This window comes from Nonomuraea sp. NPDC051941, assembly GCF_044593615.1.
Genome location: NZ_JBIUCF010000036.1, coordinates 43,952 through 66,596 on the forward strand (window position 1 = coordinate 43,952; position 22,645 = coordinate 66,596).

22 protein-coding genes are annotated in these 22,645 nt (G+C 70.6%); 11 read left to right on the forward strand and 11 right to left on the reverse strand.

Annotation, left to right across the window (positions count from 1 at the left end; all coding sequences use genetic code 11):
- Positions 1-117: 117 nt before the first annotated feature.
- Together ACIHFD_RS44465 and pip are read left to right on the forward strand one after the other, a co-directional pair.
- Entirely contained in the window at positions 118-900 is a 783-nt protein-coding gene (locus ACIHFD_RS44465; protein ID WP_397372073.1) for a neutral zinc metallopeptidase, read from the forward strand.
- 57 nt (positions 901-957) lie between these two features.
- Positions 958-1,917 carry a prolyl aminopeptidase gene (gene pip / locus ACIHFD_RS44470; RefSeq protein WP_397372074.1) on the forward strand — a complete coding sequence of 320 codons (960 nt, stop codon included), beginning with the start codon at positions 958-960 and terminating at the stop codon, positions 1,915-1,917.
- A 268-nt stretch (positions 1,918-2,185) separates the two neighbouring features.
- Here pip and ACIHFD_RS44475 read toward each other — a convergent pair whose 3' ends face one another.
- Positions 2,186-2,896, reverse strand: coding sequence for a TetR family transcriptional regulator (locus ACIHFD_RS44475; protein WP_363970587.1), 711 nt, complete (start codon positions 2,894-2,896; stop codon positions 2,186-2,188).
- Positions 2,897-2,977: 81 nt separating this feature from the next.
- Between ACIHFD_RS44475 and ACIHFD_RS44480 the strand changes: the two genes are divergently transcribed.
- Positions 2,978-4,087: an FAD-dependent monooxygenase gene (locus tag ACIHFD_RS44480; RefSeq protein ID WP_397372075.1), complete on the forward strand. Its 1,110-nt coding sequence runs from the start codon at positions 2,978-2,980 to the stop codon at positions 4,085-4,087.
- 6 nt (positions 4,088-4,093) lie between these two features.
- On the opposite strand, the gene ACIHFD_RS44485 is transcribed toward ACIHFD_RS44480, so the two are convergent.
- Positions 4,094-4,894 carry a maleylpyruvate isomerase family mycothiol-dependent enzyme gene (locus tag ACIHFD_RS44485; RefSeq protein ID WP_397372076.1) on the reverse strand — a complete coding sequence of 267 codons (801 nt, stop codon included), beginning with the start codon at positions 4,892-4,894 and terminating at the stop codon, positions 4,094-4,096.
- Between the two features lie 5 nt (positions 4,895-4,899).
- Positions 4,900-6,090, reverse strand: a complete 1,191-nt coding sequence (locus ACIHFD_RS44490; RefSeq protein WP_397372077.1) for a Cmx/CmrA family chloramphenicol efflux MFS transporter — start codon at positions 6,088-6,090, stop codon at positions 4,900-4,902.
- A 270-nt stretch (positions 6,091-6,360) separates the two neighbouring features.
- Here ACIHFD_RS44490 and ACIHFD_RS44495 point away from each other — a divergent pair, with 270 nt between their 5' ends.
- Positions 6,361-6,948: a TetR/AcrR family transcriptional regulator gene (locus tag ACIHFD_RS44495; RefSeq protein WP_397372078.1), complete on the forward strand. Its 588-nt coding sequence runs from the start codon at positions 6,361-6,363 to the stop codon at positions 6,946-6,948.
- Entirely contained in the window at positions 6,945-7,592 is a 648-nt protein-coding gene (locus ACIHFD_RS44500; protein WP_350725897.1) for a haloacid dehalogenase type II, read from the forward strand. The genes ACIHFD_RS44495 and ACIHFD_RS44500 overlap by 4 nt, the downstream gene beginning before the upstream one ends.
- Here the strand turns inward: ACIHFD_RS44500 and ACIHFD_RS44505 are convergent.
- From ACIHFD_RS44505 to ACIHFD_RS44515, 3 genes are read right to left on the reverse strand one after another with little or no spacing between them, the layout of a single operon-like run.
- Positions 7,582-8,061, reverse strand: a complete 480-nt coding sequence (locus ACIHFD_RS44505) for a VOC family protein (protein WP_397372079.1) — start codon at positions 8,059-8,061, stop codon at positions 7,582-7,584. The genes ACIHFD_RS44500 and ACIHFD_RS44505 overlap by 11 nt on opposite strands.
- A gap of 30 nt (positions 8,062-8,091) precedes the next feature.
- Positions 8,092-8,883 (reverse strand): alpha/beta fold hydrolase, encoded by a 792-nt coding sequence (locus ACIHFD_RS44510; RefSeq protein WP_397372080.1) that lies wholly within the window; start codon positions 8,881-8,883, stop codon positions 8,092-8,094.
- A gap of 35 nt (positions 8,884-8,918) precedes the next feature.
- Positions 8,919-9,671, reverse strand: coding sequence for a PIG-L deacetylase family protein (locus ACIHFD_RS44515; protein ID WP_397372081.1), 753 nt, complete (start codon positions 9,669-9,671; stop codon positions 8,919-8,921).
- A gap of 58 nt (positions 9,672-9,729) precedes the next feature.
- On the opposite strand from ACIHFD_RS44515, the gene ACIHFD_RS44520 reads away from it, so the two are divergent.
- A complete protein-coding gene (locus tag ACIHFD_RS44520) occupies positions 9,730-10,440 on the forward strand; it encodes a TetR/AcrR family transcriptional regulator (protein ID WP_397372082.1) in 711 nt (236 codons plus the stop codon).
- Complete coding sequence (locus ACIHFD_RS44525; protein ID WP_397372083.1) at positions 10,437-11,849, forward strand: MFS transporter; 1,413 nt, start codon at positions 10,437-10,439, stop codon at positions 11,847-11,849. Before ACIHFD_RS44520 ends, ACIHFD_RS44525 begins: the two co-directional genes overlap by 4 nt.
- Before the next feature lie 298 nt (positions 11,850-12,147).
- Here ACIHFD_RS44525 and ACIHFD_RS44530 read toward each other — a convergent pair whose 3' ends face one another.
- Together ACIHFD_RS44530 and ACIHFD_RS44535 are read right to left on the reverse strand one after the other, a co-directional pair.
- Positions 12,148-13,080 carry a DUF5996 family protein gene (locus ACIHFD_RS44530; protein ID WP_397372084.1) on the reverse strand — a complete coding sequence of 311 codons (933 nt, stop codon included), beginning with the start codon at positions 13,078-13,080 and terminating at the stop codon, positions 12,148-12,150.
- Between the two features lie 14 nt (positions 13,081-13,094).
- The gene (locus tag ACIHFD_RS44535) at positions 13,095-13,856 is read right to left on the reverse strand and encodes an MBL fold metallo-hydrolase (RefSeq protein ID WP_397372085.1); all 762 of its coding nucleotides are present in this window, start codon (positions 13,854-13,856) and stop codon (positions 13,095-13,097) included.
- Between the two features lie 79 nt (positions 13,857-13,935).
- Here ACIHFD_RS44535 and ACIHFD_RS44540 point away from each other — a divergent pair, with 79 nt between their 5' ends.
- On the forward strand, positions 13,936-14,334 hold the full coding sequence (locus ACIHFD_RS44540) for a MerR family transcriptional regulator (protein WP_313043208.1): 399 nt from the start codon (positions 13,936-13,938) through the stop codon (positions 14,332-14,334).
- Positions 14,335-14,343: 9 nt separating this feature from the next.
- Here ACIHFD_RS44540 and ACIHFD_RS44545 read toward each other — a convergent pair whose 3' ends face one another.
- Positions 14,344-15,528 carry a hypothetical protein gene (locus tag ACIHFD_RS44545; RefSeq protein ID WP_350725879.1) on the reverse strand — a complete coding sequence of 395 codons (1,185 nt, stop codon included), beginning with the start codon at positions 15,526-15,528 and terminating at the stop codon, positions 14,344-14,346.
- A gap of 113 nt (positions 15,529-15,641) precedes the next feature.
- Positions 15,642-17,276 (reverse strand): dolichyl-phosphate-mannose--protein mannosyltransferase, encoded by a 1,635-nt coding sequence (locus ACIHFD_RS44550; RefSeq protein WP_397372086.1) that lies wholly within the window; start codon positions 17,274-17,276, stop codon positions 15,642-15,644.
- A gap of 56 nt (positions 17,277-17,332) precedes the next feature.
- Between ACIHFD_RS44550 and rsmI the strand changes: the two genes are divergently transcribed.
- Both rsmI and ACIHFD_RS44560 read left to right on the forward strand, forming a co-directional pair.
- A complete protein-coding gene (gene rsmI, locus ACIHFD_RS44555; protein ID WP_397372087.1) occupies positions 17,333-18,202 on the forward strand; it encodes a 16S rRNA (cytidine(1402)-2'-O)-methyltransferase in 870 nt (289 codons plus the stop codon).
- A 52-nt stretch (positions 18,203-18,254) separates the two neighbouring features.
- Positions 18,255-19,799 (forward strand): dolichyl-phosphate-mannose--protein mannosyltransferase, encoded by a 1,545-nt coding sequence (locus ACIHFD_RS44560; protein ID WP_397372088.1) that lies wholly within the window; start codon positions 18,255-18,257, stop codon positions 19,797-19,799.
- On the opposite strand, the gene ACIHFD_RS44565 is transcribed toward ACIHFD_RS44560, so the two are convergent.
- A complete protein-coding gene (locus ACIHFD_RS44565) occupies positions 19,735-21,210 on the reverse strand; it encodes a hypothetical protein (protein WP_355197484.1) in 1,476 nt (491 codons plus the stop codon). The two genes, ACIHFD_RS44560 and ACIHFD_RS44565, sit on opposite strands and share 65 nt — an antisense overlap.
- A 171-nt stretch (positions 21,211-21,381) precedes the next feature.
- Between ACIHFD_RS44565 and ACIHFD_RS44570 the strand changes: the two genes are divergently transcribed.
- Positions 21,382-22,602, forward strand: coding sequence for a glycosyltransferase family 2 protein (locus ACIHFD_RS44570; RefSeq protein WP_363970623.1), 1,221 nt, complete (start codon positions 21,382-21,384; stop codon positions 22,600-22,602).
- Positions 22,603-22,645: the final 43 nt, after the last annotated feature.

Below are 22,645 nucleotides of genomic sequence, written 5' to 3' on the forward strand. Positions count from 1 at the left end.
GTGCTCCCTGCGGATGGTAATCCGGTTATCCGCAGAGATCATTACCCTTAGTGGTGGTTGAATTACTTCATAGTTGTATCTAGCCCTCTTTACCGGGAGGTCCTATTCTCACGACTCGTGAAACTTCTCATGTTCGCGGCGCTTACGGGCGCCCTCATGATGCCCTTAGCGGGTACCGTTACCGCCCAGGCAGCTGCATACCCCGTCAAATCCTCCCAACTAACCGCCAATCCGCTCTATAAGGCGGGCGCACTGCCGACGACCACCTGTGCGGAGCCGTCGCTCGAGCCGAACAATCGCAAGCAGGCCCGCGCCTACCTCGACGCGGTCATCGCCTGCCTGGAAACCACCTGGGAACAGCACCTCACGAACGCCGGCCTGACCTACAGGCCGGTCAAGGTGCGGCACATGGACCGGATTCCGAAGAAGTGGTGCGGCTATGACATCGAGAAACTGAATTCCCAGACCTGGTACTGCGACAGCACCGAGACACTGGTCTTCCAGCTCGGCAAGGACTGGCTCGACGAACCCGACGACCTCTGGCTGTTCGAGACGGCGGCCTCCATGTACGGCTACCATGTGCAGAAATTGGTCGGTATCGCCAAGGCCTACGACAAATTGCCCTATGACAAAAAGACGGAGCTGTATGAGCAGCAGCGCCGCCTGAGTCTCCAGAACGAATGCTTCGCCGCCGCCTTCATCAAGAGCGTCTGGCCGATCGAGGGCAGGAACCTGAGCGACTGGAACGCGCTCGTCAATTTCCGGTGGAGCGAGGACCCCGCCGAGGTGCGTGAGTTCGGCAGCCGGGCCGCGGTGCGCCACTGGCTCAAGCGCGGCTTCACCGCCGGCGACCCCGGCTCGTGCAACACCTGGTCGGCCCCCTCGTCCAAGGTCGCCTGACGGTACGGCCGCGGTGGTCCACCGGGTCCACCGCGGCCGTCTCGATACGATCGTTCCATGTATCCCCCCATCGAGCCGTACGACCACGGCCTGCTCGACACCGGTGACGGCAACCTTGTCTACTGGGAGGTCTGCGGCAACCCGGAGGGGAAGCCCGCGCTCGTCGTCCACGGCGGCCCCGGATCGGGGTGCAAGACGGGGGTGCGCCGGCTCTTCGACCCGGAGCGCTACCGGATCGTCCTGTTCGACCAGCGAAACTGCGGCCGCAGCCGCCCGCACGCCAGTGACCCGTCCGTCGACCTGAGCACCAACACGACCCACCACCTCGTCGCCGACATGGAGCGGCTGCGCGAGCACCTCGGCATCGACAGGTGGCTGCTCTACGGCGGCTCGTGGGGCTCGACGCTGATGCTGGCCTACGCCGAGGCCCATCCGGCGCGGGTGTCGGAGATGGTCATCGTGGCCGTCACGACCACGCGCCGCTCCGAGATCGACTGGCTCTACCGCGGCGTCGGGCGGTTCTTCCCGGAGGAGTGGGAGCGCTTCAGGCAGGGCGTCCCCGAGGCCGACCGCGACGGTGACACCTTCGCGCTGCTGGCGGCGTACTCGCGGCTCCTGGCCGACCCCGATCCCGAGGTCCGCGCGAAGGCGGCCGAGGACTGGGTCACCTGGGAGGACGCGGTGATCTCCATGGAGCCCAACGGCAAGCCGAACGCCTACAGCGACCGCCCGGCCGAGGCGGTGATGGCGCTCGTCCGGATCTGCTCCCACTACTTCTCCAACGCCGCCTGGCTGGAGGAGGGAGTGCTGCTGCGGGAGGCGGGGCGGCTGGCCGGGATCCCCGGCGTGCTGATCCACGGCCGTCTCGATCTGGGCGGCCCGCTGGAGACGGCCTGGGAGCTGGCGAAGGCCTGGCCGGACGCCAAGCTGGTCGTCGTGGACGACTCCGGGCACACCGGCAGCGGCACGCTCTCCAAGGAGTTGTCCGCCGCGCTCGACGGCTTCGCCGGGCGGTGAGGGGGCGGGACCCGCGGCTCGCGATCGTCTGGGGCGTTAGGACGGCGCCAGTGGTGACCATCGCCTCGCCGTCGGTCGATTCCGTACGGGTGAGCCGCGGGTCCGCAGGGGACAGCGCGCTGACAACCGCGTGCCCACTCGCTGACCTGCAGCAACAGTAGCTTCGCCGACTGTCCGGACACCACCGAATTAAACGCCCGTGCGCGGAGGATTTCTCCGCCGGCCACCCTGGCACTGTCTCGAAAACGTCTCACACAGTGTCTCAATATTATGCGGACAGGTGGCGGTAGAGGGTGGCGCGGGAGACGCCGAGAGCTCGGGCGATCTCGGCGGCGGTGTGCCGGCCCGAGGCGTGCATGCGCCTGGCCCGCTCGATGGCCTCCGGCGTCATCGCCCCCGGCCTGCCGCGCCGGCGCGCCTCCTGTGCCGGAGGCTCGGGACGGTCCTCCAGCAGGCGTTCCACCCCGGACAGCACGGCCGGGCGGAGCATCTCCGCCGGCAGGTCGGCGAACATCACGACGGGGTCGCTGAGCATGCCGAACGCCTGCGCCGCCCGGATGCGGTCCACGTGGTCGGCGAGCGGGCCGGCGATGAGGTGCTGGGCCAGGTAGGCGGCGTCTCGAAAACGGTCGAAGACCGATCCCTCCGCGGCCAGCGCGAGGTCGCGCATCTGCAGCCTCAGCAGGTCGCGGTGCGTCAGCCAGACGTCGAGCAGGCCCTCGATCACCGCCCACCGCTTCTGTCGCTCGTCGCTCCCCGGCGCGCGGTTGGCCGCGTCGATCGCCGCCTCCATGTCGGCCAGCAGCGGCTCGGCCAGGGCCGCGATGATCTCCTTCTTGCTGGGGAAGTGGTAGAGGACCGCCGTCTTGGTCAGCTCGAGCCGCTCCGCGATCTCGCGGATCGAGGTGGCGTGATAGCCCTGCGCGGCGAACAGGTCCTGCGCCACCTGGAGGATCCGCGAGCGAGTGTCGTCCGTCACGCCGCCGATTCTAGACCTTGCCTGACCGTTGGTCGGGAGCCTATAGTCTTGAACTGACCAACGGTCAGGAGAGGCGGAGGCATGACTGAGGTTCTGGTGGTCGGGGCGAGCATCGCCGGGCAGACGCTGGCGTACTGGCTGGCCCGGCACGGGATGCGGGCCACGCTGGTCGAGCGGGCGCCGCGGCTGCGCACGGGCGGCAACGGGGTGGACCTGCGGGACGAGGCGACCGAGGTGGCCGAGCGGATGGGGATCATGCCGCGGGTCAGGGCCGCGGCGGCGGACGTGCGGGGCATCAAGTTCGTCGACGCGGCGGACCGGGCCGTGGCCCGCGTGAACATGAGCAGGAACGGCGAGATCGAGATCATGCGGGGTGACCTGGTGGCGCTGCTGCACGAGGTGACCGGGCCGGAGGTGGAGTACGTCTTCGGCGACTCCGTCCGGTCGATGGAGGAGGACGGCGGCGGCGTGACGGTGTCGTTCGAGTCAGGCGCGACGCGGCGGTTCGACCTGGTCGTCGGGGCCGACGGGCTGCACTCTTCGGTGCGGCGGCTGGCCTTCGGGCCCGAGGAGGGGGCCCTGCGGCACATGGGGCACTACTTCGCGTTCGCGAACGCGGACTCCGCGCTGGGGGAGGACCGGTGGGTGACGATGTACAACCTTCCGGGCAAGATGGCGGGGCTCTACCGGTCGGGCAACCACGCCCAGGCGAAGGCGTACTTCATCTTCAGGTCGGAGCCGCTGGCCTATGACCATCGCGACGTCGAGCAGCACAGGACGCTGCTGAAGGAGGCGTTCGGCGGCGAGACGTCCTGGCGGGTGCGCGAACTGCTCGACGGGGCCCTCGCCGACCCCGACTTCTACTTGGACGCGCTGAGCCAGGTGCGCCTGCCCTCGTGGTCGTCGGGGCGGGTGGCGCTCGTGGGGGACGCCGCCTACTGCGCCTCCCCGGCGTCGGGGGCCGGGGCGGAGCTGGCCGTCGTGGGGGCGTACCGGCTGGCCGAGGAGCTCGCGGGCACCTCCGACCACCGGGTCGCCTTCCGGCGGTACGAGGAGGGGCACCGCGAGCTGGTCAAGCGCAAGCAGCAGATCGGGCCGAACGTCCGCATGATGGTGCCGAAGACCCACCTGGGCATGTGGGCGCGCAACGGGCTGGCCCTGGGGATGGGCCTCGTCGCCCGAAGCTCGTAGGAGGGGTCATACGGGAGGCGCCAGGACGAAGTAGCGGTCGAGCCTGCTCTTGTCGCCACGCACGTCGAGGCCGTCGGCCGGGATGCGGTTCCAGAGGAACAGCATGAGGTCCGACGCGCTCCCGGCCAGCTCGACGTCGAAATCGCCGCCGTCCGCCCCGGAGGACAGCCGCACGTCCGGGCCGTCGAAGTGGACCGCCCAGTCGCCCTCGCCATCCGTGCGACGGAAGCGGAAGCGCTCGCCCGCTCCGGCGGGCGCCTGCGTCCACTCCCGCCGTGCGGGCACCATGACCTCGAACGTCTGCGTGACCGCGTCGGCCGCCACGTCCTCGTGGATCGGGCGCGGGAGGCCAAGGGCGTTCTCGGCGTCCCAGCGGTGCACGGCGGCCTCGATGGTCTGCACCCGCACCCAGAACCCGACGGTCTGCTCCTTCGACCACGTCCACGCCGGATCGCCGGCGTCGCGCTCGCCGAACAGCGCCGCCAGCCGGGCCGCCCCTTCCTCGAACCAGTCGAGCACCCCGTCCGGGATCGGCCCGAGGTTGGGCGCGTGCTGCGGATCGGGCCACCCCGTGAGGTCCGGCGGCAGCCCGGCGAAGGACAGGTCGGAGCCGTCCGGCGGTCCGTCCCGCCGGTCGTCGATGATGCTGAACACGCCCCAGTGCACGGAGCCCAGGTGGATCAGCAGATCGGCGACCGACCAGCCGGGACAGGAAGGCACCGGCGGCGCGGCGCCGGTCTCCGCCACCTGCCGGGCGGCGTCCTGGAATGCTCGGACCTCTCGGTGAAAGCGCGAAGCGGGTTCCATTCCCCTCACTGTGCCTCAGCCGGCTGGTCCCGCTCCACCGACTTCGCCGACGACGGCCGCCCGACGGCGTGGGCGACGGCGGCGGTGACCAGGGCGGCGGCCACCAGCAGGGCGCTCACCCACAGTGGCGAGCGCAGCCCGAACCCGGCCCCGATGGTCAGGCCGCCCAGCCACGGGCCGAGCGTCGCGCCCACGTTGAGCGCCGCAGTGGCGAACCCTCCGGCCAGGGTGGGGGCGCCGGTGGCCGCGTACAGCACCTGCGAGATCAGCGTGGAGCCCACGGCGAACGAGAGCGTCCCCTGGACGAAGACGAGCACGACCGCGGGCACCGGCGCGCCGGCCGTCAGCGCGAAGAGGGCCCACCCGGCGGCCAGCGCCGGCCCGCAGATCACCAGGAGGCGGATCGGCCGCCGGTCGGCCACCCGCCCGCTGACGGTCACCCCGGCGAACGAGCCCAGCCCGAACAGGGCCAGCATCAGGGGCATCCAGGAGGACCCGATCCCGGTGTCCCCGGTGAGCAGGGGTGCGAGGTAGGTGAACGTGCAGAAGGTGCCGCCGTTCACCAGACCGCCCAGCACGAGGAAGACCAGCAGCCGTGGCCGGCGCAGCGCCCGCAGCTCCCCGCGGGCCCGCGGACCGGCCGGGCCGGGGGCGCCGGACGGCACGGACTTGAGCACCGCGACGATGGCCGGGACCAGCGCGACGGCCACCGCCCAGAACGCCGAGCGCCACCCCCACACCTCGCCCAGCAGCGCGCCGCCCGGCACGCCCGCGACGCAGGCGATCGTGACGCCGCCGAGGAGCACGGAGGTGGCGCGCCCCTTGGCGTCGGGAGGCGCGAGCGCGACGGCGGTCGCCATGGCCACCGCCAGGAACCCGGCGTTGGCCAGCGCCGCGATCACCCGCGTGCCGAGCAGCACGCCGTAGCTGGTGGTGAGCGCGCCCACCACGTGCACGACCAGGAACGTGACCAGGAAGGCCAGCAGCGCGAACCGCCGGGACCAGCGCAGGCTGAGCACCGCCATGAGCGGCGCCCCCACCACCATCCCGACGGCGAAGGCCGAGGTGAGCAGCCCCGCGGCGGGGATGGACACCTGCAGGTCCCGCGCGATGCCCGGGATGAGCCCGGACAGCATGAACTCGGACGTCCCTTGGGCGAAAACCGCCAGTCCGAGCAGGTAGACAGCGAAAGGCATGAGAGAACTCCGCGACCGTATCGAGGATCGACAAGGAAGCGGGCAGGCCGGAGGAAGGTCCTGCCCCGCTGGGGAATCGGCCGCATCACGAAGATCCGCACGGCTCGCGGAGAGCCCGGCGTCAGCGCGAGACAGCCACCGGATGACCGGTGGCTAGCGTCTTGACGCCTCGGGGCTGGACATGAGGGCGAACGTAGCAAGGTCGCGGAGACCAACGCAAATGATTTGCTATCTTGGACCAATCGTTCCAAGATAAGCGCGGAGGTGCCGATGCCGGACGTGAAGCATTTCGATCCCGACGCGGTGCTGGAGCAGGTGGAGCGCCTGTTCTGGCAGCGCGGCGCCGCCACGGGCATCGCGGAGGTGATCGCGGCGACAGGCCTCAGCCGCTCCAGCCTGTACGCGACCTACGGCGGCAAGCAGGACCTGTACGTGCGGGCGCTGCGCCGCTACGTCGAGCAACGCTCGCAGCCGATGTTCCAGACCCTGGCCGACGACGGGCGCGGCCTGCCCGCCGTCGAGGCGTTCTTCGACCGCCTGATCCGGATCAGGTGCGCGGGCGAGCACGCGCGCTGGGGCTGCATGGCAACCAACGCCAACGCCGAAGGCGCGGACCCGGCCGTGCGCCAGGTGCTGGACCAGCACCACGACCGGCTCCGCACGGCGATGCGCGCGGCCCTGGAGGCGGCCAGGGCCCAGGGGCAGCTCGCCGACGGCCTCGACCTCGACGCGACCGCGGAGTCCCTGACCCTGCTGGCCTACGGGGTGAACCTCCGCTCGCGCGCCGGCGCGGACCCGGCAGCCCTGCGCAGGGGCGCGTCCGCCGCACTCGACTCTCTCAGAAGGGACCGGTCATGAAACCGCAGGTAGTGATCTTCGACGTGAACGAGACGCTGACCGACATGGAGCCGATGCGGGGCAGGTTCGAGGAGGTGGGGCTGTCCGGCGAGCAGATGGGGACGTGGTTCGCGAGCGTGCTGCGCGACGGGTTCGCGCTCACGGCGGCGGGCGGTTTCGCCGAGTTCGGCCGGATCGCCGACGACGTGCTCAGGGAGATGGGGGCCGGGGACGAGGCGGTGCGCCACGTGCTGAGGGGGTTCGCCGAGCTGCGGGTGCATCCCGACGTCCCCGAGGGCATGCGGCTGCTGCGCGAGGGCGGCATCCGCCTGTTCACCATGACGAACGGGGCGGCGGCCATGACCGAGGGGATCCTGCGCCGCGAAGGGCTGTCGGACCTGGTGGAGGCCACGCTGGACGTGAGCGGCCCCCGCGCGTGGAAGCCCGCCCGCGCGGCCTACGAGTACGCGGCCGGTCAGGCCGGGGTCCGGCCTGACCAGGCGGTCCTGGTCGCGGTGCACCCGTGGGACATCGACGGGGCCCAGCGGGCCGGGCTGTCGGGGGCCTGGCTGGAGCGGCGCGGCACGCCGTACCCGAGCGTGATGAGCGCCCCGCGCCTGTCGGCCCCCGACCTGGTCTCGCTGGCGAGGCTTGTCACTGCCTAGGGAAGAAGTCCGCGCCCTGGACGTACTCCATCGCCTTCGTGAAGACGGGGTCGGTCATGCGGCGCTCCATCTCCTCGGGAGAGAGCTCCTCGACGCGCGCCTGGATCCACCACAGGTTGCCGAACGGGTCACGCACCCGCCCGACCCGGTCGCCCCAGAACAGGTGGGTGATCTCCGTCACCGACGTCCCGCCCGCCTCGATGGCCCGGCGGTAGATGGCGTCGGCGTCGGCGTCGGGGACGTACAGGCGCAGGAAGGCCGGCGTGGGCGGCCAACCGGGAGCCGAGTCGAACATCATCACCACGGCGTCCCCGATCCGCACCTCCGCGTGCCCGATGCGCCCCTCGTCGCCGGTCACCCGGGACAGCTCGACGGCGTCGAACGCGGCCGTGAGGTAGTCGATGAGGCCCGCGGTGTCGGGCCCGATGATCCACGGCGTGACGGTGGTGTATCCCTCAGGAATGTTCATGCCCGCAGGCTATTCAGGAAGTAGGCCAGATTATGTCCTACTTGCGTTGGCGAGCAGAAAATCCAGCACCAGAGGGCTCGCGACCTCCCTGAACTCCTCGAAGTACGCGTGCCGCGCCCCCTCGATCATCCGCAGCTCCGCCCCGGGGATGCGGCCGGCCAGCAGCGGGGCGTTGGCCGCCGGGTTGAACACGTCGTCGGTGCCGTGCACCACCAGCGTGGGCGCGGTGATGGAGGGCAGCGCGGCCCAGCTGTCGTGCCCGGCGCTGGCGGCCAGGTGGCGGCGGCGCGCGTACGCGGGCATGGCCGGGTCGCCGACCGTGTGGTGAGGGCCCGGGTGGGTGGCCAGCCAGGCGGGCGTGTACATGAGCTCCAGCAGCGCCCGCTCGGCAGCCGCCCGGTCCGGCTGGGCCAGCGACCTGCGCACGTCGTTGTCCCGCTCGAGCCCGTGGACGCCGCCCGGCGAGCTGCAGCCGAGCACCAGCGACCCGACCCGCTCGGGATGGTCGGCCGCCAGCCACTGGGCCACCCGCCCGCCCATCGACGTCCCGTAGACGTGCGCCTTCTCCACGCCGAGCTCGTCGAGGACGGCCAGCACGTCGGCGGCGAACCCGCGGGTGGTGTACGGCTCGTCGGGCTTGTCGCTGCCGCCGGTGCCGCGGTAGTCGAAGGTGACGGTGCGGAACTCCTGCTCGAAGTCCGGGCGTACGGGATCCCACCAGCGGTGCTCGTTGGCCTGTCCCTGCAGGAGGACGAGGGGTTGCCCGCCGCCGCGGACCTGGTAGGACAGCTTGACGCCGTCCACGGCTGTCGCAAATGGCATGTTGGCATCGTAGGGGCCGGTGAGCGGGTGCGGGTCTAGCCTGTTTTCGCCTCGACGTACCATTCGCGGCCGAGCAGCAGGCCGAAGACGGGCGCCGGGAGCCGCACGAGCACTCTCGCGACGGCGGACAACCGGCCACCACCGCTGATCTGGGAGTGGTGGGCGGCCAGCGCCCGCTGCTTCTGCCCGGCGTAGCGGCGCACGTCGATCCTGTGGGTGATGGCCTTGCCGGGACTGTACGCCTTCGCCAGCTCGCGTTCGTCGTAGCGGAGCGGGATCCGGAGCAGGTGGATCAGGCGTACCAGCCGGACGGCGGTGTCGCGCGGGACCGTGGCCTCCAGCACGCGGGGCACCCCGGCCAGCTCGGCGGCCCGCTTGCCGACCTCGTGCACCTTGACGTGGTCGCGGTGGCCGTACCCGCCGTTGGGGTCGTAGCTGAGCAGGAGGTCCACCTTCTCCTCGCGCAGGATCGCGGCGAGCCTGGCCGCGGCCTCCTCCGTGCTCGCGCGCACGAACCGCATCCGGTCCGGCGGGTCGGGATACAGGTCCTTGCCGTGCCCGCTGTCGGCGTAGCCCAGGTGCTCGACGCGCGCCACGCCCAGCTCGGCGGTGGCGGCGCGCAGCTCGTTCATCCTGGTCGTGCCGCCCTCCGCGACGGACTTCATGACGCCGTCGGTCGCGACCACGACGATCACGCGGTGGCCCTCAGCGGCGGCGCGGGCGAGCGTGCCACCGGTCAGGAGCACCTCGTCGTCCGGATGCGCGTGAAAAGCCAGGAGTGTCGCCATAGCCGGTCACCCTATATTCCATTGACGGAGTGAGTACTCACTCCGTACCGTGATGGCCATGACGAACCCGACAGGCCGGCGCCGCGCGCCGGCGATGAGCCCGGAACAGCGCCGCGAGATGATCGTCCGGGCGGCGCTTCCCCTGGTGGTGGAGTACGGCACCTCCGTGACCACCGCCCAGGTCGCCCGCGCCGCGGGCATCGGCGAAGGCACGATCTTCCGGGCCTTCGGCGACAAGGAGACCCTGCTCGCCGCCTGCATGGCGGAGGCGGCGCGGCCCGACGACACGCTCGCGCACGTGGCGGCGATCGCGCTGGACGTGCCGCTGGAGGAGCGGCTGATCGAGGCCGCGGAGACGCTGCGCGGCTATCTGGCCCGGATGGGCGCCGTGGCCGGTGCCCTGGCCGCCTCGGGCGGCCTCCGCCGCGACCCCCGCCTCCTGGGCGCACCCTCCGAAGCCTCCGGGCAGGGGAGCGGCGCGCCCTCCGACACCCCTGGAGACGCGCCCTCCGGCACCTCCGAAAGGCCGCAGGAGGGCCCAGGGCGGGCCCTCTCGGGGCGGGAGGCGTCGATGGCGGCCACCCGCGAGGTGCTGTCCGGGCTGTTCGAGCCCGAGCGCGACGACCTCAGGCTGCCCCCGGAGCGGCTGGCCGAGGCGTTCCAGTTCCTGATCCTGGCGTCCGGGCGGGGCGGGTCGTCCCCGCTCACCTCCGAGGAACTGGTCGACCTGTTCCTGCACGGCGCGCTGAAAGGCGGCGAGGCCGGGTGACGGACCTCTACGAGGACCTCCCGGCCCGCAGCCGCACGGCGGTGACGTACGCCCTGCTCGGCTGCGCCTTCCTGAGCATGCTGGACGGCACCGTGGTCGGCACCGCCCTGCCGCGCATCGTCGAGCAATTAGGCGGGTCGGGCTCGTGGTACGTGTGGCTGGTCACCGCGTACCTGCTCACCTCCTCGGTGACCGTGCCCGTCTACGGCCGCCTGTCCGACCTGTACGGCCGCCGCCGGCTCCTGCTCGCCGGCCTGGCCGTCTTCCTGGCGGGATCCCTGGCCTGCGGCGTGGCGGGCTCGATGCCGTTCCTGATCGCCGGCCGGGCGTTTCAGGGCCTGGGCGCGGGCGCGCTGCTCACCCTGGGCATGGCCATGATCCGCGACCTGCACCCGCCCTCCCGCGCGGAGGGCATGATCCGCATGCAGACCCTGCTGGCCGCCATGATGATCGTCGGCATGGTGGGCGGCCCGCTGCTCGGCGGCCTGCTGGCCGACCACGCGAGCTGGCGCTGGGCGTTCCTGATCAACCTGCCCCTCGGCGCGGCCGGAGCCGCCATGATCGCCGTGCTGCTCCCCGAGCGCCGGCTCCCCGGCGCCGCGCCCGGCAGGCTCGACGTGGCCGGGATCGTCCTGCTCACCACCGGCCTGTCGCTGGTCCTGGTGGGGCTCAGCCTCAAGGGCAACACCGCCCTGGGATGGGCCGACCCCGCCGTGCTCGGCACCCTGCTGGCCGGCCTGGCCCTGCTGACCGCCCTGGTGCGCGTCGAACGCCGGGCCGCCACCCCGGTGCTCCCGCTCCGCCTGCTGCGCCGCCGCACGTACGCCGCCCTGCTCGCCGGCGGGTTCTTCATGCAGTTCGCGGTCCTGCCCGTCGGCGTGCTCCTGCCGCTCTACCTCCAGCACGTACGCGGCTACTCGGCCACGGCCTCCGGGCTGGTCCTGCTCCCGTTCCTGATCGGGATGACCGTGGGCAACCGGATGACGGCGGTGCTGATCCTGCGTTCAGGGCATCCGAAACCAGCGCTGCTGACGGGCGCGGCGCTGGTCACGATCGGCACGGGCGCGTTCTTCGCCCTCGGGCCGGACACCTCACCGATCCTGACCGGGGCGTGGCTGCTGCTCGCCGGCCTCGGCACGGGCCCCGCCATGGGCGGGATCACGATCGCCACGCAGAGCAGCGTCCCGCACGCCGACATGGGCACCGCCACGGCCGGATCGGCGCTCACCAAGCAGCTCGGTGGCACCTTGAGCCTGGCCTGCACGCAATCCCTGCTCGCCGGGCCCAGGGTCACGGCCGGCGGGGTGGGGGCGACGGTGGCGTGGATCGGTGGGGTGGCGGGGGTGCTGGCGTTCGCGGCCCTCCTCGCCATGCGCGACACCGCCGTCACGGCCCCGGCTCGCTCGTAGCGACCCGCCGTACTTCGGCTGGGATCCTTCGGAGGGGAACGGGCGCGGCGGGGGAGAGAGGGGCGGCCATCTCCTGGTGGCCGGAAATTCGTGTCGGGGTGGGAATGTTCGGGGGGCGGGTGTGGTTACATAGATCGTGGCCGGTGTGTCCAGTGTCCCCGGGCCTCACCTATTGCCTTCGCGGAATACCGTTCGGCTGGAGCCGCGTTGTGCCTTTCGCCGAGAGGCGACCTGCACACCGGTTCGCATACGTTGAGCGCCCGCCCTCCTCGGAGGGCGGGCGCTCAATACTTTCCGCTCAGTACTTCCCGTAGTACGGGTCCGTGACGCCTCCAGGCGAGCTCAGCGCCTCCATGTCGACCCCGGTCAGCCGGGCCCCCGCCTGGTAGGCGCTGTCCAGGAACTCCAGCACGGACGCGACCGGATCACCCATCGCGCGCACGTCGTCGTACCGGAGGATGGCCAGGTGGCTGCCCCGGGCGGGCAGCCACTCGGCCTCGACGGGCCGCAGCGGCTCGAGTTCCAGGCCCTTGGGCTCCGGCGCGGTGTAGGAGTAGAACGCCGGCCACGGCCGCTCCTTGTCGCCGAACCAGAACCCCGCGCTGATGACCTCCCAGCTGTACGCCTCCCGCGTGACCGGGTCGGCGTCGGGCGAGACCCGGACCACGCGGCCGGTGAAGCGCGTCACGGCGATGTCGAACGTGTGCCAGAAGTGGTGCACCGGCGAGGTCTTGCCGGCGAAGTCGGCGGCGAAGCGGTCGAGCAGCTGCACCACCTGCGACAGGATCCGCCAGTAGCGGTTGATCAGGACGGGGTCGTACCGGGCGTGCAGGGTGTCGTCGGCGAACGGCGTGTCGTCGCCCAGGTCGAACGGCACGGCCCAGATCTCCGGCCGGATCCCCAGCCCCGCGAGCGTCTCGAAGAGCCGGTCGTGGAACGACGCCACCGACCGCCCGATCAGGGTGAACTCCGCGCTGCGCCCGTCGAGCACGTCCACCACCAGCCGGTGGCGCACCAGGTCGAAGTCGATGCTGAACAGCGGCTGCTCGCCCAGCCCGCCCATCGGGCGCGTGGTGAGCCCGCGCCCGGTCGGGTGGAAGGGCACCTGCCACCAGTGGTTGCGCCGGTTGCTCGACGACAACCGGATCTTCCCCACGATCTGCGCGAACCTGTGAAAGGTCTCCTTGGCCTCCGCCCACTCCGCGAGCGGCATTGCTGGGAACAGCTCCATGAGACCAATGGTAACTACCGTATGTAATGGGACAGTTCCCAAGGGTCATGCGCGGAGAAGACTGTGACGCCGTGGTCGTGTACGAGCGACCTCAGGCGTTCCTGGCTGGACAGGCGGCGCTCGGCGTCGACCTGGGCGCCGACCTGCACGAGGTCCATCAGCGGGTGCGGCTGGGGCTCGCGGTCCAGCTCACCGTGGTAGAAGTACGCGTCCCCGGCGTGCAGCAGCCAGCGCTCGCCGTCGTTGACCGCCACCCCGGCGTGCCCGCGGGTGTGCCCGTCCAGCGGCACGAGCAGGAAGTCCTCGCCCAGCCCCGTCAGCGGCCGCACCCCGTCCACACCCAGCCACCGGGTGCCCGTGTCCGGATAAGTCACCCATTTGGGTGAGTGAGCCCAGTGGCCCGGGCGGTAGCGGCGGTTCGGGGCCTGGGCGATGGCGTCCTCCAGTTCGACCTCCATGACGTGCACCTGGGCGTGCGGGAAGTCGGGCAGGCCGCCGCTGTGGTCCACGTCCAGGTGGGTCAGCACGATGTGCCGTACGTCGAGCGGGTCGTGACCGAGCGCGGCGACCTGCCGCACGGCGGTCTCGTCGGGCGAGAGCAGCGGCTCGACGAGCTCCGCCCACTCGCGCTCCAGCATCTCCTCGGGCTTGGCCACGTCGTCGAGGCCCAGCCCGGCCTCGACCAGGACGAGCCCGGAGGCGGGCGTCTCGATCAGCAGCGCGTGGCACACCGCGGGCGCCGCCGGCTGCCCGTCCGGGGATTCGATCTCGCGCATGGAGCCGAGATTCAGGTGATGAATTCGCATGCGCACTAGACTGCGACTTGAAGCGCGGTTCAAGTCAAGGGGTCAGGTCGTGGAAGACACGTTGATCGACATAGGCGAGGTGGCCAGGCAGAGCGGGCTGGCCGCGTCGGCGCTGCGGTTCTACGAGCGCAAGGGGCTCATCCAGGCGGAAGGACGCAACGGCCTGCGCCGCGCGTACCGTCCCGAGACGCTGGAGCGCCTGGCGCTGATCACGTGCGCCCGGGACGCGGGGTTCACGCTGTCGGAGATCGCCGAGTTCCTGCGCGCCAGGCCGTCCGACGCGAGGCTGCGCGAGCGCATGGCGGCCAAGGAGCGCGAGGTGTCCGAGCGGGTCGCGCAGCTCACCCGGCTGCGCGACAGCCTGCGGCACGCGGTGACCTGCGACCACGACCCGCTTGTGGAATGTCCTGAGTTCAAGCAGGCCGTGGGCCGCGTGCCGCTGGGCTGAGCACGTTCGTCAGCTCGGGTTGACGTACTTTCTCGGTCGCAGGGCGTGGGCGCGCAGGGCCGCCAGGGCGGCGAGCTGGCCGGAGCGGTCCATCCGCACCGCCAGCTCGTCGCTGAAGGCCAGCCCCAGCGCGGTGAGCTGTGAGATCAGGTCGGCCACCGGCGCGGCGACGTCCTCAACGGTCGTGGTGGGATGCCAGCCCTCGCCGCCGACCACTTCCGCCACCCGCTCGCGCAACTCGGTGGGTGACATCAGCGTGCCGTCGGCGATCAGCATCAGCGCGGCCTCCCGCGCCGACACCTCGAACTCGTGCTTCCCCCTGGCCAGCAGCAGCCTCGTGACCGCCGACCACATGGCCGACTTGGACTTGAGCAGCCGCCGGCCGTAGTCGGTGATGGCCAGCTTCGTGCCGTCGCGGCTGATCGCGCCGAGCTCCCGCTCGGCCAGCTCGCGCAGCCTGAGCGCCTCGGGCGAGGGTGCCAGCCGCAGCGGCAGGCTCTCCTCCGAGGCGGCCAGGGTGAGGAGACGGTGCAACGGGGGCAGGGGCTGCGGGGTGATGGGCGCGTGCAGGCGCACCTCGAACGGCTGGGCCAGCTCGCGCCTGGCCGGGCCGCGGCCCAGCACCCAGCGGTTGAGGCGTTCGCCGTGCACGCGGTTGAGCCAGCTGTCGCCGCCCAGCTCGGAGCGGGGCTCGGTGAGCCAGCGGCGGGTCAGGGCGGTGCGGTCGACGGTCTCACCGGCGACGATCGCCAGTTCGAGGGCGGCGGAGCAGGCGAGGTGCGCGCCCAGCTCCTCGGGCCCCATGATCATGCTCCACTGCAGTTCGGGGACGTCGGGCGGGAGCACGCCCGTGGCCTCGAGCGCCTGCTGGTAGGCGCTGGTGCCGGCGTCCTCGCCCTCGCGGGCGTAGGTACGGAGGATCTGGAGGGTCGTGGGTGACACGCACAGAGCGGCATAGCGCTCCATCCCGCCGAGCTGGAGCAGCCGGCCCAGCGAACGTGCCAGTCGTTCGTGGTCGCCGCCCACCTTGAGCGGCAACGTGTACCAGAGGAACTCGCAGACGTCGAGCTGGGTCACCGTTTCCAGCGGCTCTCCACCCGTCAGCCATTCGACGGCGGTCCTGGCCTCCTCGGCCAGCTCCGGCTGAGAGCGCTCCAACTCGGCGAGCAGGGCGGTGACATCCGGTGCACTCATGCCTCGAAGTTTGCCGTATCGACCCCGGGCCTGACGATGGCCGAATCCGGTGCGTATTGGGTCTTGCACAGCGATAACCCTAAGAAACCACTATGGGGCGGATGGTAAGCAGATCATATCCACCGTTTCTCGAACAACATGCGGGCCTTCCACTCGGTGTACGGGATGAGTTCGGCGGACAGGATCGGGTGCAGCCACCAGAAGTTGATGAGCGCGAGCAGCGTGAACGCGCCGACCACGGCGGCCCCGATGGTGCGCCGTACCGGCATCGCCCCCGTGACCGTCGGTTTCGACGACCCGATCAGCAGCCCGGCGCACAGCGTGATGGCCAGCACCATGAACGGCACCATCGGGATGGCGTAGAACAGGAACATCGTCCGGTTGTCGGCGACGGCGAAGTAGATCCACGGCACCAGGCCCATGGCGTACGACAGCAGCACGGCCCCCGCCCGCCAGTCGCGCGAGGAGACGTACCACGCGATCAGGGCCACCAGCGCGGCCACCGCCCCGAACCAGATCACCGGCGTGCCCACGCCCAGCACGGCCTCGGAGCAGTCCTTGACGCCGCACGTGTTCTGCTTGCCCTCGTAGTAGAAGGCGACCGGACGCAGCAGCAGCGGCCACTGCCAGGGCTCCGACATGTACGGGTGCGAGGTCTCCAGCCCGCTGTGGAACGTGTAGACCTGCCACTGGTACTTGATCCACGACCGCATCGAGTCGACCACGAAGAAGATCGGGTTGCCCGCGGAGGTGGCCTGGTTCCAGTCGCGCCCGTAGCCGGTCGCGTTGGCGAACCAGCCGATCCAGGTGGCCATGTAGGTGACGAACGGCACCACGGCGAACGCCAGGAACGCCTGCGGCACGTCCTTGTTGAACGCCCCGACGTACGGATGCCGCAGCCCGACGGCCCGGCGGGCACCGAAGTCCCACATCACGGACATGATCGCGAACGCCACGGCGAACGCCAGCCCCGACCACTTGACCGACATCGCGAAGGCCAGGCAGACCCCGGCGGCGATCCGCCACCACCTGATCCCCAGCGAGGGACCGTGCGGCGCGAGCGGTGAGTTCTCGTACCAGGTCGCGAGCCGTTCGCGGGCCTGGTCGCGATCGACCACCAGGCAGGCGAACGCGGCCAGCACCCAGAACATCAGGAAGATGTCCAGCAGCGCCGTGCGCGAGAGCACGTAGTGCAGGCCGTCGAGGGCCAGCAGCAGGCCGGCGAAGCAGCCCAGCAGCGTCGACCGCGTCATCCTGCGGGCCACCCTGGCCAGGATGAGGATCGACAGCGACCCGATCAGCGCGGCGGCGAAGCGCCAGCCGAACGGGTTGAGCCCGAACAGCCACTCGCCCGCGCCGATCATCCACTTGCCCAGCGGCGGGTGGACGACGTAGGAGGCGCACTTGTCGAGGGTCTCGGACGTGCACGACTGCCAGATGTCGGTGTTGCCGGCGATGATCGCCTTGTCGGCGTCCTTGATGGTGGTCCGCTCGACACCCCAGGTGATCAGCGAGAACGCGTCCTTCATGTAGTACGTCTCGTCGAACACCACGGCCTTGGGATGGCCCAGGTTGATGAAGCGCAGGACGGCGCCGAACAGGGTGACCAGGATCGGGCCGATCCAGCCCCACAGGATGCTGCCGTGCATGGGAGGCACGAGCCGTTCGCGTACGGACATCGTCTTGGGAAGGCTGTCGCCGACCTCCGAGCTCTCGTTGGCCTGGTATGGGGAATCGGTCACCGCCATTCGGACATCGTACGGGCCCCAAGCCGATCGCAAACGCAGAAACACGGTTATTTGGGATGCCCTGCCACAATGGTCAGGTGACTGGAGACGGCAGGTTGGTGCTGGCAGGAGCCCCCATCGGCCAGGCGGGTGATGTCTCGCCGCGGCTGCGCGAGGTGCTCGGGAGCGCCGACGTGGTGGCCGCCGAGGACACCAGGCGGCTGCGCAGGCTCGCGACCGAGCTGGGCGTGGAGATCGAGGGCCGGGTGGTGTCCTACTACGACCAGAACGAGGTGGCGCGGGCCAAGGAGCTCCTGGAGACCCTGAAAGAGGGCCGCACGGTCGTGGTCATCACGGACGCGGGCATGCCGGGCGTCTCCGACCCCGGCTACCGCCTGACCCGCCTGGCGGTCGAGGAGGGCATCACGGTCACCGCGCTGCCGGGGCCGAGCGCCGTCACGACCGCGCTGGCCGTGTCCGGGCTGGCCAGCGACCGGTTCTGCTTCGAGGGCTTCCCGCCGCGCAAGCCGGGCGAGCGGGCCCGCCGCCTGGCCTCCCTGGCGGCCGAGGAGCGCACGATGGTCTTCTTCGAGTCGCCGCGCCGGCTGGCGAGCTCCCTGGAGGCCATGGCCGAGGCGTTCGGCCCCGACCGGCAGGCCGCCGTGTGCCGCGAGCTGACCAAGACGTACGAGGAGGTACGGCGGGGCGGGCTCGGCGAGCTGGCCGAATGGGCGGCGAAGGACGTCAAGGGCGAGATCACGCTCGTGGTCGCCGGATATGCGCCGGGGGAGGGCGAGCCGGACCTGGACGAGCTGGTCGCCGAGGTGGACCGCAGGGTCGCCGAGGGCGTCCAGCGCAAGCTCGCCGTCGCCGAGGTGGCCAGGCAGGCGGGCATCCCCAAACGCGAGCTGTATGACCTGGTTCACAGGAGATCCCCTACGCCATAGGGTGCGCATGGTGAGGAACTGGGGGGTTTCCGCTCAGCGACTGGTCCCGCCGATGCCGGGGACACCCATGCTGGGCTGGGCCGGGCCGATCCTGGTCGCGCTGTTCGGCGGCCTCCTGCGGTTCATCAGGCTCGACGAGCCCAAGGCCGTGGTCTTCGACGAGACGTACTACGCCAAGGACGCGTACTCGCTGATCACGCACGGCGTCGAGCGGACCATGCTCGGCGACGCCAAGGACCCGATCGCCGACAGACGCCTCATCACCGGCAACCTGGACATCTTCAAGCAATGTCCGCAGCCCGACGACTGCGCCTCGTTCGTGGCGCACCCGCCGCTGGGCAAGTGGATGATCGGCGTGGGCGAGTGGCTGTTCGGGATGGACCCGTTCGGCTGGCGCTTCGCGGCGGCGCTGATCGGCACGCTGTCCATCCTGATCATGGCCAGGGTGGCGCGCAGGATGACGCGGTCGACGCTGCTGGGGTGCCTGGCCGGGGTGCTGCTGGCCCTCGACGGCCTGCACCTGGTGCTGTCGCGCACGGCGCTGCTGGACATCTTCCTGATGTTCTGGGTGCTGGCCGGGTTCGCCTGCCTGGTGACCGACCGGGACTGGGCGCGGCGACGGCTGGCGGACTGGCACGAGCGCGGGCCGATCGGCGAGCTGGGACCGCGTCTGGGGCTGCGGCCGTGGCGGCTCGCGGCCGGGCTCTGCCTGGGGGCGGCGTGCGCGGTGAAGTGGTCGGGGATCTTCTTCCTGATCGCGTTCGCGGTCATGAGCCTCATGTGGGACCTGGGGGCCAGGCGGGCGCTGGGGCTGCGGCAGCCGTACCGGGGGGCGTTCTCGTACGACCTGCCGGGCGCGTTCGCGGCCATGGCGCTCGTGCCCGCGGTCACCTTCGTGGCCTCGTGGACCGGGTGGTTCGCCACCTCCGGCGGCTGGGGGCGCAACTGGGCGCAGGCCACCTCGTCCGGGCCGGTGTTCTTCGTGGTCGACTCGGTGCGGTCGTGGCTGCAGTACCAGGTGCAGGTGCTGGGCTATCACAGCAACCTGCACGAATACCACCCGTACATGTCGGAGCCGTGGCAGTGGCCGTTGCTGATCAGGCCCGTCTCGTTCCACTACCCGTCGGACATCCCGCCGTCGGCGTGCGGGGCCGACAAGTGCTCACAGGCCGTGCTCGGGGTCGGCACTCCCGCCCTCTGGTACGCCGCCGTGCTGGCGCTGGTCGGCCTCGTCGCCTGGTACGTGGCCACGCGCGACTGGCGGGCGGGGGCGGCGCTGCTGGGCGTCGCGGCCGGCTGGCTGCCGTGGTTCTACTACGCCCTCGCCGACAACCGGACGATGTACCTGTTCTACATGATCCCCGTCGTGCCGTTCATGGTGCTGGCGCTCGTCCTGGTGGCGGGGCTGGTGCTGGGCAGGCAGGACGCCCCCGCGCCACGGCGGGCGACCGGGGCGGCGCTGGTGGGGGCGTTCGCGCTCATCGTGCTGATCAACTTCTGGTGGCTCTATCCGGTGCTGACCGCCGAGACGATCACACACGCAGACTGGTGGGCTCGGATGCTGATGCGTTCTTGGGTGACCGCCGCGCCCAAGTGACGCCGCGGCGCAGCGTGATCGCCGCGGCGACGCAGGCCAGCGGGACGGCCGGGAGCACGTACCGGTAGTCGAACTCCGCCGTCGCCGCCGGGGCCAGCAGCAGCCCCACCGCGCCGAGCCACGGCAGCGCCACCGGGCCGCCGAACTTGCGCCACCTGACCGCGACGCCGTACAGGCCGATCAGCAGGATGCCGCCGAGCATGATGCCGCGCAGGTAGAACACCTTCTGGTAGCCGCTCATGATGTCGGCCCACGGGTGCACGATGCGGGTCTCCGGCGGGCCCTGCTCGTAGCTGAACGCGTCGGTGTCGGTGCGGCCGCCCGCGTACGACGACCACTTCGGCAGCCGCTTGGGCTGGCCGCTCTCGTCCGGCTCGACGTACGGCTTGAACTCGTACATGCCGTATGTGGACGGATCGGGGAACATCGGCCGGCCCCAGTGGAACGAGCGGAAGAAGTCACGCGTGACCACCTTGAGGTAGTCGCCGGGCTGCGACAGGATCGCCCGCGTGGCGAACGCGCTGGCCGCGTCGTTGGTGATCTCGCTCCACTTCTTGTTGATGCCCCAGCGGTGCAGCACCTCGCCGGTGCCCGTGCCGTCGCCGTTGCCCTGGCCCCACAGGTACCACTGCGCGTAGTCCTTGCGCTGGCTGACCGGGTCGTTGATGCACAGCAGGAGGAGCTGGACCTCCTTGTACTTGTCGATCTTCATCTTGTTGCAGTCGGCGAAGATGGCCGTGCGCATGTAGAGGATGAGACCGTCGCTGTTGGTCATCGCGAACTTGCCGTACGCGGAGGCGAACCAGCCCATGTACGCCATCACCGGCACCGCGCACGCCGTGATCACGGCGACGATCGGGCGCCAGCCGGTCCGCTTGACCAGCAGGTAGAGCACCACCAGCGCCAGGATCGGCAGGCCGATCGAGCGGGTCAGCCACGTCACCGCCAGCAGCAGGCCGACGACCGCGCCCGCCTGCCACGACAGCCGCCGCTTCCACAGCACCAGCGTGATGACGCCCACCACGAGCAGCGTGAACATGCTGTCGGACATCACCAGCTGCTCGAGCTGGATCTGGTACGCGTCCAGCAGCACCGGCGCCGCCGCCAGCGTGGCGCCCCACTTCGGCAGCCGGAACTTGATCCGCAGCAACGCGTAGATCAGGCAGGCCGTGGCCAGGCCCATCAGGTGCTGCGTGAAGATCACCAGTGCGAAGCTGTGGAACGGCTTGAGCAGCATGAGCCAGAAGCTGTAGCCGTCGGGCCTGATCGGGTGCGGCCGCGGGTGCAGCGCCACCGAGACGTACTCGTAGGAGTCGTTGAACCACATGGCCGGGCCGTAGCCGAGCATGGTGATGAGCCGCAGCACGGCGCCAACGCCGAAAACCGCGGCGAACACTCGATGCCGGCGCACGAACGACAGCCAACGAGCTGCCCGGCCAGGAGCGGAGTGGTCCACAGGGGTAATCTCCGCGACGCTCACCATGCTGTAAAGAATGCCAGTCGTTTTTGGGTCTTGACCCGAGCACGGTTGGGCACAGGGCATGATGGTTCACTGGAAGAGTCTTAACTGAAGGGTAGACACGTGGAACTGACGGTGGTCATGCCCTGCCTCAATGAGGCGGAGACCGTGGAAGTCTGTGTACGCAAGGCGCTGGCGTGCATGGAGGAGCACGGCATCGAGGGCGAGGTCCTGATCGCCGACAACGGCAGCACGGACGGCTCACAACAGCTTGCCCGCGACGCCGGAGCCCGCGTGGTCCACGTCGACGAGAAGGGCTATGGCAACGCCCTCATGGGCGGGATCAGGGCGGCGCGCGGCAAATACGTCATCATGGGCGACGCCGACGACTCCTATGACTTCACCGCGCTGCTGCCGTTCGTCGAGCAGCTGCGCGACGGCGCCGACCTGGTGATGGGAAACCGCTTCAAGGGCGGCATCGCCCCGGGCGCCATGCCCCCGCTCCACCGCTACCTCGGCAACCCCGTGCTGTCGTTCGTCGGCCGGCTGTTCTTCCCCTCGGCCATCGGCGACTTCCACTGCGGGCTGCGCGGGTTCCGGCGCGACTCCATCCTCAAGCTGCAGCTGCAGACGGGCGGCATGGAGTTCGCGTCCGAGATGGTGGTCCGCTCCACGCTGTCGGGCCTCGACGTGCGCGAGGTGCCCACCACGCTCTCGCCCGACGGCCGCTCCCGTCCGCCGCACCTGCGCTCCTGGCGCGACGGCTGGCGCCACCTGCGCTTCCTGCTCCTCTACAGCCCGAAGTGGCTGTTCTTCTATCCCGGCGTGCTGATGATGATCATCGGCCTCGTCGCCGGGACGGCGCTGACGTTCGGCCCGGTGGAGATCGGTGAGCTGGCCTTCGACGTCGACACCCTCGTCGGGTCGTCCGCGCTGGTCGTGATCGGCTTCCAGGCGGCCCTGTTCGCCGTGTTCACCAAGGTCTACGCGGCCGAGGAGGGCTTCCTGCCCGAGTCGCCGCGCATCCGGCGGCTGATCGACATCGTGAGCCTGGAGAAGGGGCTCGTGGTCGGCGGTCTGCTGGCGCTGGCCGGTCTGATCGGCCTGGTGATGTCGCTGGTCCACTGGCAGGTGCGCAGCTTCGGCGAGCTCGACCCGCGCGAGTCGCTGCGTATCGTCGTGCCTTCCGCGACCGCTCTGGTCATGAGCTTCCAGACGATCTTCGCGGCGCTGTTCATCAGCATCCTCGGCATCCGCCGCACGCGCGAGACCTCCATCGACGTGGCCGCCAAGGCCGCGGAGGAAGCCGCGGAGGCGGTTTCCCTGGAGGAGTCCAAGCGATAGCCGTCCCCTGTCGGCGGGGTCCTGACGGGCCCCGCCGACACGG